Source organism: Paenibacillus hodogayensis, assembly GCF_039536325.1.
GTDB lineage: Bacteria > Bacillota > Bacilli > Paenibacillales > NBRC-103111 > Paenibacillus_AB > Paenibacillus_AB hodogayensis.
In genome coordinates this window covers 213,867-229,531 of the sequence record NZ_BAAAYO010000002.1, presented here as the reverse complement: position 1 = coordinate 229,531, position 15,665 = coordinate 213,867, and the positions used below count along the sequence as shown (strand labels likewise).

Sequence of the window (15,665 nt, the reverse complement as noted above, 5' to 3'; positions counted from 1 at the left end):
CGTTGTTTTCAACGCCTTCCGTGCTCGGCCTCACCATAAACAGGATTGAATAATTATAAATATTTAAGTATAATTATTCATATTTCACGGAGGTGAATCCATGTTAAACAAGCACGAAGACGATACCGCTACCCGGAAGCTGTTGGAGGAGGCCGGCCGGTCAATATTATTTACCGCCAAGCGTCCGCCGGTCGTGATGGAACGGGGAGAGGGCATGTATGTGTGGGATACGGAGGGCAACCGGTATCTCGATTTCATCGGCGGCTGGGCGGTCACATGCCTCGGTCACTCGCCTATGGTCATTCGGGAAGCGCTCGATCGGCAAGCCTCGACGCTTGTCAATGCCAGTCCGGCTTTCTACAACCGGCCGATGATCGAATTCGCCAAGCTGCTGACCGGCTTGTCCGGCTATGACAAAGCTTTCTTCGCCAGCAGCGGCGCCGAGGCGAACGAAGGCGCCATCAAGCTGGCGCGCAAGCACGGGGCGCTTCGGCTCGGCGGCGCGAGCGATATCGTGACGACAACGGGCAGTTTTCACGGCCGCACCTTGGCGACGATGTCGGCGACCGGCAAGGCGCAATGGAAGCATTTGTTCGCTCCCGCCGTACCGGGATTCAAGCATGTCCCGTTGAACGACGCGGACGCCATGCTCGCCGCCGTAGACGGCAATACTTGCGCCATTATGCTCGAGCTGGTGCAGGGGGAGGGCGGGGCCCATCCGGCCGATGCGGGTTATGTGCGCCGTCTGCGCGAGCTGTGCGACGAGCGCGGGATGATGCTGATCTTCGACGAAATCCAAACCGGTCTCGGCCGGACGGGAAAACTGTTCGCGGCCGAGCATTACGACGTCCAAGCCGATGCGACGACGCTCGGCAAAGGCATCGGAGGCGGCTTTCCTTTGTCGGCGCTGCTGACCCGGGATCGCTTCGACATCTTCGAACCGGGAGATCAAGGCGGGACGTATATCGGACAGCCGCTGGCGATGGCGGTCGGCCTCGCGGTCGTCACGGAAATCGTGGACCGCGGACTGCCCCGCAGGGCGGAGCGGATGGGCGAATATATCCGCGACAGCCTGAGCAGCGTCTCCGGCCGTTACGGGCTCGGCCCGGTGAGAGGCAAGGGCCTGCTGCTCGCCTTCGATCTGCCTGAGCCCCGCGGCGCCGAGCTGGTGGCGGAATGCTTGAGGGAAGGGCTGCTGATCAACTCGCCGCAGCCATCGGCGATTCGCCTCATCCCTCCCTTGATCGTCGAAGAGGAGCATGTCGACGGCATGGTCGCCGCGCTGTGCCGGACGATGGACCGTCTATTTGCGTAATGTCGCGATCCGGCCCGGGCCTCCGAAGCGGAGAGAATCCCGGCCTTTGATCGTATTGGTCAGCACGAGCGACAGCATGAACACCCCGATGGCCAGCAGCATCGACCCGAGCATGCTCCACAGCGGCGTCAGGCCGATATGCTGGGCGTAGCCGTAGGCGTATTGGCCGGCGAACGCCATCGCCGCCATGCACAGGGCCACTTTGACGAACCGGCGCAGGTCGAAATAAAATCCGATCAGACCGGAGATGGAGAAGAAGTTGAGCAGCGTAATGAAGCAGATGCCGAAATTCATGCCGAGCACGACACCGGTAATGCCGAACTGGCTGCCCATAAAATAAATCGCCGCCGCCTTCATGATCGTCATCGCGATATAGTTCCACATCGTTGTGCCGGCTTTGCCGAGCCCGAGCAGAACGGCATGCAGCGGCGCCTCGAAATAGTGCAGGAAAAAGATCGGGGCCAACAGCTTCAGCATCGGTCCCGCTTCGGGCGCATTGTACAACAGCGTCGTGAGCGGGGTCGCCCATATGTACAAAATGACAGTTGCGGGCGCGCCGACGAACAGCGCGATCCGCATCGCCTGATCCATGCGCCGGTGCACGTCCATGCCGTTGCGGTTGGCCATCGCCTCGCTGACGGCGGGGACCAGCGCCGTGGACAGCGAATGCGTAATGAAGCTAGGGAAAACGAGCAGCGGGAAGGCATAGCCGACGAGCAGCCCGTACTGTTTGGTCGCCATCGCCGTGCCGAGACCGAACAGCGCCAGGCTTTTCGTAATCAGCATCGGCTGGAACGCGCTGTAAATCGAGTGGACAAAGCCGAGCCCGGTCGTTGGCAGCCCCATCCGCATCAGTTCGGCGAAGGTGCGCCGTCCGTGGCGCAGATGCTCCGAAGCCCGGTTCCGCGGCTCCCCGTCCTTCCGCTGGTTCAACTTGAACTTGCCCAGCAGGTAGAGCAGCCCGGCGCCTTCTCCGACAACCGCGCCAATCATGGCGCCGGCGGCGGCATATTCGATGCCGTACGGAAGAAGCAAATGGACGAGCGCGAGCATGCAAGCAATGTTGGCGATATGTTCGACTACGTCGGATAAGCCAATCGACAGCATGTGCTGTTTGCCGCGGAAATAGCCTTTCAGCACGGCCGAGATCGCGACGATCGGAGCGATTGGCGTAATGGCCAGCATCGCGTAGTACGCCCTCTGGTCGGTCAGAAAGAGCGCGGCTATGTACTTGGAGCCGAACAGCGCGGCGAGCGTCAGCACGATGCTCAGCGTACTCGTTATAACGAGGGAAACGGCGAGTATCCGCTTCTCCTTTAGCCTATCGCCCTTGACGTCCGCTTCCGCGACCATCTTCGAGATCGCCACCGGCAGGCCGAGCTCGGTCAGCGTTATGACGAGCGGAACGAGCGGGTGAGCCATCATCATCAGTCCGATGCCCTCCGCCCCGAGGGAACGGGCGAGAAAAATGCCGCTAAGAAATCCGAGTATGCGCGTAGTCAAGGACGATGCCGTCAAAATAAACGTTCCCCGTACGAATGATTGTTTTTGCATGAGCCGCCTCTTTTACGTGGTATTGGTTTCTGTCCAAGTATATTCGTATAGTTCCGAATACATGCGAACAAGCCAGTCAGTCTTCGCTGCCTCCCTTATGAAAAGCTCCTCTATATAAGCCGAGCGAAAGATTTTACCGTTCCTTCCATTCCAAAAGGAAATTGCCTCGCAGCTTCAGACAGGTTGTTTGGAGTTTCCTGTATGAGAAGCTTCTTTACGGAAAAATGTTTCCTTTGGGAAAATATTTGTTGCAAGGGAAACAAATGTCGTGTTAGGATAAGAAGCGTCTACGAGAGGCTTCACTTTCGCTTCTCTTCCCGGCAAGACAAGACTCGGTTGCGGTTGGGAAGCCTTGTGCTGCGGTTGTTCGGAACCGCCGAACGAGTTTTCCGATGCCTCAACGGGAAGGGGCTCGGCTCCTCGAATCGGGCCGAGGGGCCAGCGGTTTCAACCTTCCGGCTTCCGGTAACCGAAACGACAAGCTCCCCTTTTTTTGCCCAAAATCTTTCCTTTGGTAAACTTAATTGCTCAAGAGAAACAAAATGCTGCTACGGAGTGATGGAATGAATAGCGACAAAGAGCTAGAACGCTCCGTCTTATTCGCCGGCAGGCGTTCCTTGGGGCGCCGGGTTCTCGTTTTTGCGGCGATGCTGGCCGCCTTGGCGGCTGCTATCGTTGCCGCCTGCTCGATCGGTCCGGTGAACGTGGCGTTTCCGGATACGATGGCGATATTGGCCCGTACGATCGGGTTTTCGGTCGGGGGCGGCTATACCGACAGGGAACTGCTCGTCGTTGCTCAGGTCCGCCTGCCGCGCGTGCTCGCAGGTGCGTTTGTCGGCGCCGCACTTGGCATATCGGGGGCGGCGATGCAGGGGTTGTTCCGGAATCCGCTGGTCGAGCCGGGGTATGTCGGCGTTTCCAGCGGAGCGGCTTTCGGCGCGGTATGCGCCTTGTTTTTCGGCTGGAGCCGGTTCGGGACGTGGACGCTGCCGTTCTCCGCGTTTGCGGGGGCGCTGACGGCCGCGCTGCTCATTATGGCGGTCTGGAAAGGAAGCCGCAGCAGCTCGGTCGCTACACTGCTGCTGCTCGGCATCGGGATCAACGCCTTCCTGTCGGCGATGATCAATATTATGGTCGCAAGCTCCTCCAGCGAGCAGGAGCTGCGCAGCATTATTTTTTGGCTCCAAGGCGGGCTGGAGGCGCGAACATGGCAGCATGTCAGCCTGATCGCCATCCCGATTGCCGCCGGCGCGCTGATCATGACGGCATTCGGACGGGATCTGAACACGATGCTCCTTGGCGACGAACAGGCGGCCAGCTCCGGCGTCGACGTACGCCGAACGAGGTACGCGCTGCTGCTGCTGGCGTCGCTTATGACTGGCGCGGCGGTCGCGATCAGCGGCATTATCGGCTTCGTCGGGCTGGTCGTGCCGCATGCGCTCCGGCTTCTGACCGGTCCCGACCACCGCATCCTGCTTCCGGCCAGCGCGGTCGGCGGCGCCATCTTCCTCGTCATGGCCGATGTCGTCTCGCGCATGATGCTTCAGCCGGTGACGCTGCAGGTCGGCGTCGTCTGCGCGCTCGTCGGGGCTCCTATATTTCTGACCTTAATCTTGAAATCGCGCCAAGGAGGGGTAACCCGGTGAATGGGATTCAAACCGAGGGCGTCACCGTTACGATAGAGCGGCGAACGGTGCTGCGCGATATAACGATGGGCTTCGGCGCCGGCCGCTTTATCGGGCTGATCGGCCCGAACGGCAGCGGCAAATCGACGCTGCTGCGGACGATGGCCGGCTTCGTCCGGCCGTCCGCGGGACGGGTGCTCGTCGCCGGCAAGCCGGTAGCGGAGTACGGCCGCAAAGAGCTGGCCCGCATGGTCGGCTACGTGCCCCAGGATACGGCGGCGGACTTCCATTTTCCCGCCAAAGAGATCGTGCTGATGGGCCGCTATGCGCACATGTCCCGCTTCCGCGAGGCGAGCCGGGCCGATATGGAGGCGGCGGCGCGCGCGATGCAGCTGACGGCAACGCTGCATCTCGCCGACCGGCCGGTGACCGGCTTGTCCGGCGGCCAGCGGCAGATGGTGTTCATCGCCAAGGCTCTTGCCCAAAGCCCGCGTCTGCTGCTGCTGGACGAACCGATATCGGCGCTGGATATCCGCTACCAGCTGCATGTCCTTCGTCTTGTGCGAAGCTTGACGCAGCAAGGACTGACGGCGGTAGCCGCCCTTCATGATCTGAACTTGGCCGCCCGATATTGCGACCAGCTGGTCCTGCTCGCCGACGGTCAGACGCTTGAGATCGATACGCCGTGGAATGTGCTGACCCCGGAGCTGATTCGTCGCGCTTACGGCGTTCATGCCGAGGTACGCGCCGATCCTGTGCTCGGCTTTCCTGTCGTCACGGCGGTAGACTCGGTCGAACCGGAAGATCCGGAAGATCCGGAAGATCCGGACAAAGACTATGATGATCCACATAACGAAACGATTGGAGGATTTTCCCATGTTAAAAAACCGCAAGTCGCCCTTCATATCCCGCGCGATCGCCCCTTGTAGCGCGGCGCTCTCGCTGCTTCTTCTTGCCGCTTGCGGCAGCGGCGTCGCCGGCGGCACGGAGAGCCGATTCGATCCGGTAACCGCCGCCGTCCCGTCGGCAGGCGCCACGACGGCCAAAGCCGAGCCCGTTTATCCGCTCACCGTTGTCGCCGATGGGCGTGAGGTGACGATTCCGGCCAAGCCGATGCGCATCGCCGCCCTGTCGCTCGATGCCGCCGAGGCCGTGCTGGAATTGACCGGACCCGAGCGGGTGTCGGTCATTGCCAAAAGCGCCGCCGACCCGGCTCTCGCCTTCCAGGCGGATAAGGCCGCCCGGATTCGCAACCAGGTGACGAGCGCGACGTCGCTCGATCCGGAACAAATTTTGTCCTATAACACCGATCTGCTTGTTCTGACGAAAGGACATGACAAGGAGAAGGAGGCCGACGCCGTGCTGCGGCAGGCGGGCATTCCGATGATGAGCCTGGACGTGTGGAGCACGTTCGACAAAATGTGGAGCAACTTCGCGGCTCTCGGCAAGGCTGTCGGCGAGGAGGAGAAGGCGGGGGCGATCGTGGACGACATGAAATCGGCGCTGGCGCGTACGGAAAAAGCAGTGGCCGGCGAACCGAAGCCGTCCGTGCTCGTCATCTCGCCCGTCGGCCCCGGCACCGGACCTTACCTGATTGGCTCCACGAACATTTCCAGCGATATCGTCGAGAAGGCGGGCGGCGCGAGCATGGCGGTTCCGATGGGCGTATCCCGGTCCGTTAAAGCGTCGATGGAGCAGATCGTCAAGGCCGATCCGGAATATATCGTGCTGCTGCAATGGAAGGAAGGCGACAACACCGATGTCGAGGCGGTGACGCAGCTGGCAGGCTGGTCCGCTCTACAGGCCGTTCGTCAGGACCGCGTCAAAATATGGCCGGTCAAGCGGATGCTTTACCCGAATCGGCACAATGCCGAAACGGTGGAGCAATTGGCGAAATGGCTTCATCCGGGCAAGTTTTGAACCGTTTGAAGGCAGGGAAGGGGAAGTGCGATCCGATGAAGGCTGTACTCATGATGGCATACTGCTCGTTAACCTCGATTGACGACATCGCCGCTTTTTATACGCATCTGCATCATGGCCGCCGTCCGTCGCCAGAAGCGCTGGCGGAAGCGGCGGCCCGCTACAAAAGTCTCGGCGCGGCCGATCCGCTAGGCACGGTCACGGCCAGACAAGCCCGCTCCTTGGAAAGGAGGCTGCGGCAGCGGTGCGGCGAAGCGATTCCGGTTTATACCGCAATGAGGCATACGGCTCCGTTCGTGGAAGAAACCGTGCGGCAGCTCGTCTCCGACGGCGTAACGCAGCTGTTTGTGCTGCCGATGACACCGCTCTATTCCAAGAGCGGCGTCGGGGGCTATTACCGCAGCGTGCTGGAAGCCCGCGAAGCGCAGAAGGACGGATTCGATACGACCTTGATCGCCGGCTGGCATCTCCACCAGGGATATGTGCAGGCGATCGCGAGCCGTCTAACCGACGCGATGAACTGGCTGTCCGCAGCCGGGCGCGAACGCGCAGCCGTCCTGTTCACGACGCACAGCAAGCCCGGCCTGCCGAGCCCGAACCGCGATTACATCCAGGCGTACGCCGAACTCGCCGATGCGGTCGCCTGTCAAGCAGGCGTGTCGTCTTACTCGCTGAATTACCGGAGCGGAGGTCCGTCCCCGCAAGTTTGGCTCGGCCCCGATGTGCGCGACCGGATGACCGAGGCTGCCCGGGCGGGGGCGACCGCCGTCGTCGTCTGCGACCTGCTGACGATCGCCGAGAATATAGAAGTCGTGACCGATTGCCGGACCGACTGTATGCTCCAAGCCGAGCAGCTTGGCCTTGAATTCGTCAGTGCGGCCTTTCCGAACGATTCCGACGACTTCATGACGGCGCTGGAGGATATCGTGGTTTCCCGCCTGTTAATTGCGGCTTCACCCGTCGGATGACTTGGTTTGCCGGACGCAGATGAGCCTTGCGCGACGATATTTTGTTCGCCGAGCGGAGCCGTGCCTGTGTCGGCCCCCCAATAATGAAAACAACGGTAGCCATGGACGCGAAAATAACGTCATGGACTGCCGCTGTTTTTTTGGGCTATCGCATCCGTTAGAGAGCCCGACGGTTTTTGTCAAACGGTAAGTTTCGCCAACCATTCCGAATCTGGTTTCAGCATACGGATTCCGCTTACCAGCCAAAGCTTCTGTTGATCCGTTGCGCGTCTCTACAGCATCCTCACCTTCCGTTACCTCGACGGCAAGGGTTAGGAGAACACGACGTCGAATAAGAAGATACGCTATAAACCAATATGGAAGGAGGAATAGCCGGGATGCTTTACGATTTACAAGGTGAAGCCGATATGTCACCGATTGTGGGAATATTATATTCCGCTGTGAAAGAAAATAGCCAGCGGCTACAATCCATTACGTATGGCATGTCGCAAGAAGAAGTCGATTACAAGGGCCCGAATAACAACTTTAACAGCACCGCTCAGTTAATAAAGCATATCCTGTATGTCGACCTTATTTGGGTTTATAGAATGAAAGGACAACCGCTTCCTCATTCTTTAAAAGAACAGTACGGGCCCATGATCGATGCAAATAATAGGCTTCCGATGGTCGTAGGCAAGTCTTTGGACACACTGATGTCTAACTATGAAGGTGTGTTAAAAATGTTGAAAGATACATGTACATACTTAAGTGATGCTGATCTGGATCAAGTTGTCACGTTTGGCCATGAAAATGAAAAGCAAGCAACCATTCGCTGGGGATTATGGCATATGGCTGATCATAGCCGCTATCATCAGGCCCACATTAATCTGCTTAGAAAGTGGTATAAGGAAAACACTATTTCAAATTAATGAGATCAGACCTCTTCGGCACCGGAAAGATCGTCGAATCCGACACCTATCCAGTCTCCCTCCGCGAATAAGACAGACCAATCCCGCCCGCCCCAGAACGTGAATTCCGCGCCGGCAATCAAGGGTTCCTTGCGCTCTGCCTCGGCATCGAGGCCCGGCTCGGAGATCAAGAAGTCCTTTGCCGTCTAGCCCGATCCATTCAATACGTCTCATACACCAGCGTTCGATCCATGACAAGCTTGCGATTAAACACGACAAAGATATAGAGTCGTCCTGCTGGGGTATCCCCGGCATCATAGCCGATACGAACCGTCCCGTCCTCTTCAAACATGAGCTCGCTGCACACGAGCTCTTCTACCCGCTCCTCGGGATGCTGCTCGGCAATGAACCGAAGCGCCTGTTCCTGCAACGCATCCATACGTTCCCAAGACTTCTTAATGAGCGGAGACAAACGCTTCATCGCTTCTTTTGTCGCTACATGGACCGTAACAGAAAGCTCGGTTTCCTTAAACGGGAATACCGCTTTGTAATCCGACAGCGACACATCGTATTGAAAAGTTCCGACGCTTCGAACCGTATGATCCGGCTCCCGAATGAGGTTGTTGGCATAATCCAACCGCTCCAGCTTGGGAAGAAGACTCGTTTCCAAGGCAGCTATTTTATTTTCCGAGCAGTAAATCTCAACCAAATGCGGGTGATTTAACGTAAGACTGGACAAATGATTGTTGAAGCATCGTAAGCTTTGCAAGGCCGGGTTGCCATTCACATCCAACTGGGTAAGATGGTTGTTGTTGCATCGTAGCTCGATTAATTTCCCGCAGCGCGCAATCTGCAGGCCAACCAAGTAATTATTGCCGCAATCGAGATACTCCAGCTCCGTGTTATTGTTCAGCTCCAAAACAAACAACGCATTGTAGCCGCAGCTGAGCTTGCGCAAGTGACGGTTATGTTCCAAATCAAGCGTGGAAATGATGTTCCAATTGCAAACCAGCTCTACAAGCCGTTCGTTCTTGCTTACATCCAGCGTCCGTATACGGTTTGACCCGCAGTCTAACGTTTCCAGCGCTGTATTAGCCGCCAAATCCATTGCATGCATCTCATTCGTATTGCAGATCAGCCGCTTTAAAAAAGGGTTGCGGCTCGTATCCAGAGAGGTCAATTGATTTCCCGAGCATTCCAGAGCAACCAGTCTTGTATTGCGGCTGATATCCAACTCTTTCAATTGATTGTACGCACAATCCAATTGCTCCAAGGAGGCGAAATGCTCAAGTCCTTCTAAACTTGTGAATTTCTTGTGCGAGAGCTGTAAAACGACGATTCCTTCCACATCGGCCGACTGAATCGAATCTCGTCTATTGCAATAGTTGTCCAGAATGAATGCCCGGAACTGTTCATCTATGAAATTCTGGGTAATATCCGTCACTTATTCTCCTTCCCTAATCAAAAGGCTGCTTCCCTGGGGGGTAAGATATCTATCATTTTAAAGAAAATTTCTTCCCCGTTCATCATACTACGGTCCCCATTTAACGGATATAAGGAGTGGAAACAAGGGGTCTGGGCATGCCTAGCGAATGTATCGAAACGGGGAACGGGAAGTCGCGAAATAGAGCTTTCCGCATATTTAGGTTGTTTCTTTGATTCAGCATAGATAAAATGGACGCAAGTGCGCATTTGCGTCGAAGTCGGAGCCTATGCCCCAATCTTGGGGTTGTCGGTTGTTTCTTGCAACGCCGCAATCCCGCTTGGAGAAAGGCGGCCACGGCTCTGGTTTTGTACCATGGAGCGGAAGAGGGGATGGACTGTGACAGAAGAGCAACGGCCCGGCGGCTCCTGCTGCTCGGCCGGCCGGAACGGCTTGCCGGCTTCTACGGGCCTTGACAGCTTAGCGAAAATTGAGGAGCCGGCCACAACTCATGGCGTAATCGCACCGGAGGCGGCAAACCCGGCTCCGGAGGGGATGATCTATTTGCCCGGCGGCGTTTTCCGTATGGGCAACGGCAGCTCCAAGGACGGTTTCCCGGCGGACGGCGAAGGTCCGGTACGCGAAGTTCGGCTGTCTCCGTACCGGATTGATGCGTGTACGGTTACGAACCGCCAGTTCGCCGAATTCGTCAATGCCCGAAACTACCGGACGGAAGCGGAGAAGTTCGGCTGGTCATACGTATTCGAGATGTTTTTGACGCCGCGCCAGACGCCGCATCTGATGGGCAGGGTGCAGGGGACGCCGTGGTGGTTGGGGGTCAAGGGAGCCTTCTGGTTTCAGCCGGAAGGGCCGGGCTCGTCGATAGACGAACGGATGGATCATCCGGTCGTGCACGTCACCTGGAACGATGCGGTCGCCTATTGCCGGTGGGCGGGCAAGCGTCTGCCAACCGAAGCGGAATGGGAATATGCGGCACGCGGGGGGCTGGAGCAGAAGACGTACCCTTGGGGCGACGAGCTGACGCCGGACGGCAAGCATATGTGCAACATTTGGCAGGGGACGTTTCCCGACCACAACACGCAGCGGGACGGCTACGCTGGCACCGCTCCGGCGCGTTCGTTCGAGCCGAACGGCTTCGGCTTATACAACGTGTCGGGCAACGTCTGGGAGTGGGTGGGCGACTGGTTCAGCCGTACCGCCTATACGGACGGGCCGTCCGACAACCCGCAGGGCCCGGCCAAAGGCGAGCGGCGCAGCATGCGCGGAGGCTCCTACCTGTGCCACAAGTCGTACTGCAACCGCTATCGCGTGGCCGCCCGCAGCTCGAATACGCCGGACAGCTCCGCAGGCAATATCGGCTTCCGCTGCGCGGCGGACGTTTGAAGCCGATTCTTTACCGTATGTTGCGGCAATGCCGGTTGACGGAACGAAGCCCGACTTCCTCTGCAGGAAGCGGGCTTTTCGGTCTTTCGATCGTACATATGTCGAGTAAAGAGAACCGCTCTGTAAAAGAACGCAGCCGTCGATGTGAAAGTGCCGCTTATTGGAGTACGTCCCGCGGGGGCTACGTTTCTGCGTATTTATACACGACTAATATGGTACTTCTTTGATTCGCCGCACCCGAAGCATTCGCTTTCATGATCGATCCGTAACAAATGTTGATGACCTGGTCGTCATTCAGGGTTGCCAGAAATTCATTCGCTTTTTTCTCGGCATACGAAGAATCCGTATCGACAAACTCTTTGACTTGAATCATGACGCAGCTGCACCTCCTTGGATTATTACATTAAATGTAAAAATGGATGAAAAATACAACGAGGCACCCCGCCATATAGCGGAATGCCTGTTCACGTTCACCATACCATTGATGGAATCGGGTGTCAACGGAACAGCCTGTGGCGCAGAACGCGTCGTGACACAGAGTCGGCTTAACGGCGAACGCCGGACGGTCCGGATGCTTCCATCGAGCGTTCGGGTGTATAATGAAACAGAACAATGCCTGGCACTCCGATAAGTATGGGCGGAAAGGAGGTCGCATAAACATATGACCGAACAACGATTGCCGGATTTCGCGATACGCAACGAAAGGGAGGCGGCGCTTGCCGCCAAGTGCGACCGGCTGGCGGCCGTATTCGCCGAGAGGGCGCAGCGGCACGATGCGGAAGCCTCGTTTCCGTTCGATAATTTCGCCGACTTACGGGAAGCCGGCTATTTGAAGCTGACCGTTCCGCGTGAATACGGCGGTGACGAGGCTACGCTGCACGAAATGGTGCTCGGCCAGGAACGGCTGGCGCGTGGAGACGGCTCGACCGCTTTGGCCGTCGGCTGGCATGTCGGAACGGTGCTGCAGCTGCGCGGTACCCGAGCGTGGCCGGAGACGCTGTTCGCGGCGTTTTGCCGCGAAGTGGTCGCGGGCGGTGCCATGATCAACAGCTTCGCGAGCGAGCCGGCAACCGGCAGCCCCAGCCGGGGCGGCAAGCCGGAGACGACGGCGACGCGGGTGCCGGGAGGCTGGCGCATTCGCGGCCGGAAAACGTACAGCACGCTCAGTCCGATCCTGAATCAATTTACGGTCAAGGCGGGAATCGCCGGAGAGGATAAGACGGGAGAATTTCTCGTTCATAAAGGTCCCGGCGTCTCGATCGAAGAAACGTGGGATACGATCGGCATGAGGGCGACCGGCAGCCACGACGTCCTATTGGACGACGTATTCGTCCCCGCCGACCATTGCCTGAGCGAAAGAGCGGCATGGGCAGGGAAACGGCAGGACGACAGCGGCTGGATGCTGCACATTCCCGCCTGCTACATCGGCATCGCCTGGGCGGCTCGCGATTTCGCTCTGCAATTCGCGAGCCGGTACAAGCCGAACAGCTTGACGGAGCCGATCGCCGAGCTGCCCCACATTCGGCAGCAAATCGGGCTGATCGAGGCCGAGCTGCTGACGGCACGCACGCTGCTGTACGCCGTTGCCGACCGCTGGGACGCTTCGCCCGCAGCCGAACGACCGGCGCTGAAGCATGAGCTGGGACTGGCGAAATACGTTGTCGTGAACGCCGCTTTGAAAATCGTGGACGGCGCGATGCGGATCGTCGGGGGCGCGAGCTTATCGCGCAAGCTGCCGCTTGAGCGGATGTACCGCGACGTCCGGGCCGGGCTGCATAATCCGCCGATGGACGATGCTGTATTGACCTCCCTGGCCAGACGCGCGCTTGAAGAGCGGACATAGGCCGCATCCCGCCCGCTTCGTGGACGGTCTGTTGTCCGCGCGGCGGCCCGCATGGTATGATCGGGAAGAACGGACAGCCTACTTCCGACAGGAGGATTCATGATGAGCGTATCGTTAAACTCGGCGTACTCGCAGTTCAGCAAGAGCGACCTGCCGCTTGCGGTCGGCATTCAGATGCTGAGCAAGGTGAAGCAGTCCGCCGAAGCGCAAGGGGCGCAAATGGTGCAAATGTTGCAGCAAAGCGCCCCTCCGCAGGCCGGGAGCAAGATCGACATTCGCGTGTAATAGGGCCGGCCCCTCGCGAAAAGGCCGTTTCTTCCTAAAAGGAAGAAGCGGCTTTTTGCGCTTGACTCCGTATGGCCCAGAACGGGCGGAGCGATCGAGTGAGGGGCTCCGTCGAACATGACCAATCTTATAGATCGAGTAAATTTGCCGAAAGGGTATTGACGTTTCGCCCTCCTGTCATGCTATAATCGCCAAATATTCAACTTCTCGGGGAGATGACCATTGTGGCGAAACACGCCGAACGCTCGACGACCCAATCCGTCGCAGCAGCTACCGTATTTCCTATCTTATTCGCCATCAGCATCGTCCACCTGCTGAACGATACGATGCAGTCCACCGTATCCGCGCTGTTTCCGATCTTGCGCGATACGTTAGACCTGTCTTACAAGCAGATCGGCTTCATTGCCTTCGCCATGAATATGACCGCCTCAATCCTCCAGCCGATCATCGGCACGTATGCCGACATCCGTCCGCGTCCGTATATATTGCCGATAGGCGTCTGTTTTACGCTGGTCGGGGTGGTCGGTCTGGCGCTTGCGCCGAATTTCGCTCTGATAATCTTGTCCGTCATTGCGATGGGACTAGGCTCGGCCGTCTTTCACCCGGAATCGTCCCGGGTCGCGTATTTGGCCGCCGGTGCCAGGAGAGGGCTGGCCCAATCGATCTTCCAGGTCGGCGGCAATATCGGCAGCGCGCTCGGCCCAATCATGACGGCCGTTCTGTTCGTCAAGGTAGGACAGTTCGGCGTCATCTGGTTCGCCTTCGTGGCGGTCGCCGGCATCGCGATTCAATACTATGTAGCGGGCTGGTACAAGCGGCAAAACATTGCGCCACGCTCCGCAGCCAAGCGCAGCGCGCCGCGGGAAAGCACGTTGTCGCTGGCCCGCTCGAAAGTGGTATGGGCAATCGTCATTCTCGTGTTTCTCGTCTTCTCGAAGCATGTGTACATGTCGAGCATCACCAGCTTCTATTCGTTTTACTTGATTAACGACTACGGGGTCACGGTCGAGCATGCGCAATGGTTCTTGTTCGCTTTTCTCGCGGCTTCCGCGGCAGGGACGTTTTTCGGCGGCCCGCTGGCCGACCGGTACGGACGGCGCAACATTATATGGCTGTCGATTTTGGGTACGGCGCCGTTCTCCATCTTGCTGCCGTATGCCAATCTGTTCTGGTCGGGCGTCCTGTGCGTCTGCGCCGGGTTCGTTCTGTCGTCCGCGTTCTCGATCATCGTCGTCTACGCGCAGGAGCTGCTGCCTGGCAACGTCGGTCTCGTGTCCGGACTGTTCTTCGGCCTTGCCTTCGGATTGGGCGGCCTCGGCTCAGTGGTGCTCGGCTGGATTGCCGACTCGACAAGCATCGCCTATATGATGAAGCTGTGCGCTTATTTGCCGCTGCTCGGTCTGCTTGCCATCCTGCTGCCAAAGGACCGGAAGGCGCCCGCATGACGGCCGTCTGTCCCGTCCTATAAGCAAAAGGAAAGCCAGCCCTCCGGCCGGATAACGGGTTCCCTGGCTTAAATGAGATGCAAGCACTTGATTGACGTTAAAAGAGACATTCAAACTGACCAAGTTTGGATGTCTCTTTTCCCTTATAAAGCTTTTGATTCGATTCCTTCTCATTTTGGATTCTACACAAAAGCGTGAAAGTAGCAAAACGAGCTGCAGGAGGTTATTAACTTGGGGAAAATTGACACGGTCATATTTGATCTTGACCAAACTTTGCTCGATAAAGACCAGTCATTGATTAACTTTGCAAAATATCAGTATGCAAGATTTTCATTACATCATTTTATCGCTGACGAGAGTGAATTCATCGTTAGATTTACTCAATACAATAACATTGTAATGCCCAAAGAAGAAGTTTATAGAAAGTTAATACATATTTTCAATATCGATAATGCTCTATATTCTGTACTACTGGATGATTTAAATAATAACTTCCATGAGTACAGCATCGGGTTCCCTGGCTTAAATGAGATGCTTCGTTCATTAAAGCAAAGTGGATACAAATTAGGTATTATAACGAACGGTAGGGAATTTTATCAAAGAAATAAAATCATCTCTCTTGGAATTATGGAATTATTCGATGATATTGTTATATCAGAAGCAGTAAATTTGAGAAAGCCTGACCATGCCATATTTCGATTGTCACTTTCAAATTTAAACTCCTCATCTGAACGAGCAGTTTTTGTTGGTGATAACTTAAATGCCGATATCATACCTTCACAAGAAATCGGGATGCGAACCATCCTCAAAGGTAAACATCATTCAAGTCGTTATCCTGATGCGACTTGTGAAGATTTAACGGAAATCCCTAATCTAATCAAAGGTTTTTCTTAATAAGCAAAAGGGGAGCTTAATGGCTCAAAAGAAAAGCCCGCTCTCCGGTCGGAGGCGGGCTCTTCTATTTCGCGCTGCGTCTAGTAATTGCCGGCCCGGCAA

The 15,665-nt window shown here is 57.0% G+C and carries 14 protein-coding genes; 11 read left to right on the top strand and 3 right to left on the bottom strand.

Annotated elements, in window-relative coordinates; translation table 11 throughout:
- Window positions 1-100 precede the first annotated feature (100 nt).
- Window positions 101-1,315, top strand: coding sequence for an aspartate aminotransferase family protein (locus ABD796_RS06615; RefSeq protein ID WP_344904819.1), 1,215 nt, complete (start codon window positions 101-103; stop codon window positions 1,313-1,315).
- On the opposite strand, the gene spoVB is transcribed toward ABD796_RS06615, so the two are convergent.
- Window positions 1,304-2,869 carry a stage V sporulation protein B gene (spoVB, locus tag ABD796_RS06610; protein ID WP_344904816.1) on the bottom strand — a complete coding sequence of 522 codons (1,566 nt, stop codon included), beginning with the start codon at window positions 2,867-2,869 and terminating at the stop codon, window positions 1,304-1,306. The genes ABD796_RS06615 and spoVB overlap by 12 nt on opposite strands.
- A gap of 563 nt (window positions 2,870-3,432) precedes the next feature.
- Here spoVB and ABD796_RS06605 point away from each other — a divergent pair.
- The 5 genes from ABD796_RS06605 (at window position 3,433) to ABD796_RS06585 (ending at window position 8,290) form a co-directional block, all read left to right on the top strand.
- Window positions 3,433-4,515 carry a FecCD family ABC transporter permease gene (locus ABD796_RS06605; protein ID WP_344904813.1) on the top strand — a complete coding sequence of 361 codons (1,083 nt, stop codon included), beginning with the start codon at window positions 3,433-3,435 and terminating at the stop codon, window positions 4,513-4,515.
- Window positions 4,512-5,423 carry an ABC transporter ATP-binding protein gene (locus ABD796_RS06600; RefSeq protein ID WP_344904811.1) on the top strand — a complete coding sequence of 304 codons (912 nt, stop codon included), beginning with the start codon at window positions 4,512-4,514 and terminating at the stop codon, window positions 5,421-5,423. The genes ABD796_RS06605 and ABD796_RS06600 overlap by 4 nt, the downstream gene beginning before the upstream one ends.
- Window positions 5,371-6,414, top strand: a complete 1,044-nt coding sequence (locus ABD796_RS06595) for an ABC transporter substrate-binding protein (RefSeq protein WP_344904808.1) — start codon at window positions 5,371-5,373, stop codon at window positions 6,412-6,414. The genes ABD796_RS06600 and ABD796_RS06595 overlap by 53 nt, the downstream gene beginning before the upstream one ends.
- A gap of 35 nt (window positions 6,415-6,449) precedes the next feature.
- Complete coding sequence (gene hemH / locus ABD796_RS06590) at window positions 6,450-7,382, top strand: ferrochelatase (protein ID WP_344904804.1); 933 nt, start codon at window positions 6,450-6,452, stop codon at window positions 7,380-7,382.
- 377 nt (window positions 7,383-7,759) lie between these two features.
- Window positions 7,760-8,290, top strand: coding sequence for a DinB family protein (locus ABD796_RS06585; protein WP_344904803.1), 531 nt, complete (start codon window positions 7,760-7,762; stop codon window positions 8,288-8,290).
- A 199-nt stretch (window positions 8,291-8,489) separates the two neighbouring features.
- Here the strand turns inward: ABD796_RS06585 and ABD796_RS06580 are convergent, their stop codons facing one another.
- Window positions 8,490-9,713, bottom strand: a complete 1,224-nt coding sequence (locus tag ABD796_RS06580; protein ID WP_344904801.1) for a leucine-rich repeat domain-containing protein — start codon at window positions 9,711-9,713, stop codon at window positions 8,490-8,492.
- A 354-nt stretch (window positions 9,714-10,067) separates the two neighbouring features.
- Here ABD796_RS06580 and ABD796_RS06575 point away from each other — a divergent pair, with 354 nt between their 5' ends.
- The gene (locus tag ABD796_RS06575) at window positions 10,068-11,096 is read left to right on the top strand and encodes a formylglycine-generating enzyme family protein (RefSeq protein ID WP_379116292.1); all 1,029 of its coding nucleotides are present in this window, start codon (window positions 10,068-10,070) and stop codon (window positions 11,094-11,096) included.
- Window positions 11,097-11,277: 181 nt separating this feature from the next.
- On the opposite strand, the gene ABD796_RS06570 is transcribed toward ABD796_RS06575, so the two are convergent.
- The gene (locus ABD796_RS06570; protein WP_344904796.1) at window positions 11,278-11,469 is read right to left on the bottom strand and encodes a sporulation protein Cse60; all 192 of its coding nucleotides are present in this window, start codon (window positions 11,467-11,469) and stop codon (window positions 11,278-11,280) included.
- Between the two features lie 288 nt (window positions 11,470-11,757).
- Here ABD796_RS06570 and ABD796_RS06565 point away from each other — a divergent pair, with 288 nt between their 5' ends.
- From ABD796_RS06565 to ABD796_RS06550, 4 genes are all read left to right on the top strand, one after another.
- The gene (locus ABD796_RS06565) at window positions 11,758-12,939 is read left to right on the top strand and encodes an acyl-CoA dehydrogenase family protein (RefSeq protein WP_344904793.1); all 1,182 of its coding nucleotides are present in this window, start codon (window positions 11,758-11,760) and stop codon (window positions 12,937-12,939) included.
- A 102-nt stretch (window positions 12,940-13,041) separates the two neighbouring features.
- Entirely contained in the window at window positions 13,042-13,224 is a 183-nt protein-coding gene (locus tag ABD796_RS06560) for a putative motility protein (RefSeq protein ID WP_344904790.1), read from the top strand.
- Window positions 13,225-13,439: 215 nt separating this feature from the next.
- Window positions 13,440-14,669 carry an MFS transporter gene (locus tag ABD796_RS06555; protein ID WP_379116289.1) on the top strand — a complete coding sequence of 410 codons (1,230 nt, stop codon included), beginning with the start codon at window positions 13,440-13,442 and terminating at the stop codon, window positions 14,667-14,669.
- A 231-nt stretch (window positions 14,670-14,900) separates the two neighbouring features.
- Entirely contained in the window at window positions 14,901-15,563 is a 663-nt protein-coding gene (locus ABD796_RS06550; RefSeq protein ID WP_344904784.1) for an HAD family hydrolase, read from the top strand.
- Window positions 15,564-15,665: the final 102 nt, after the last annotated feature.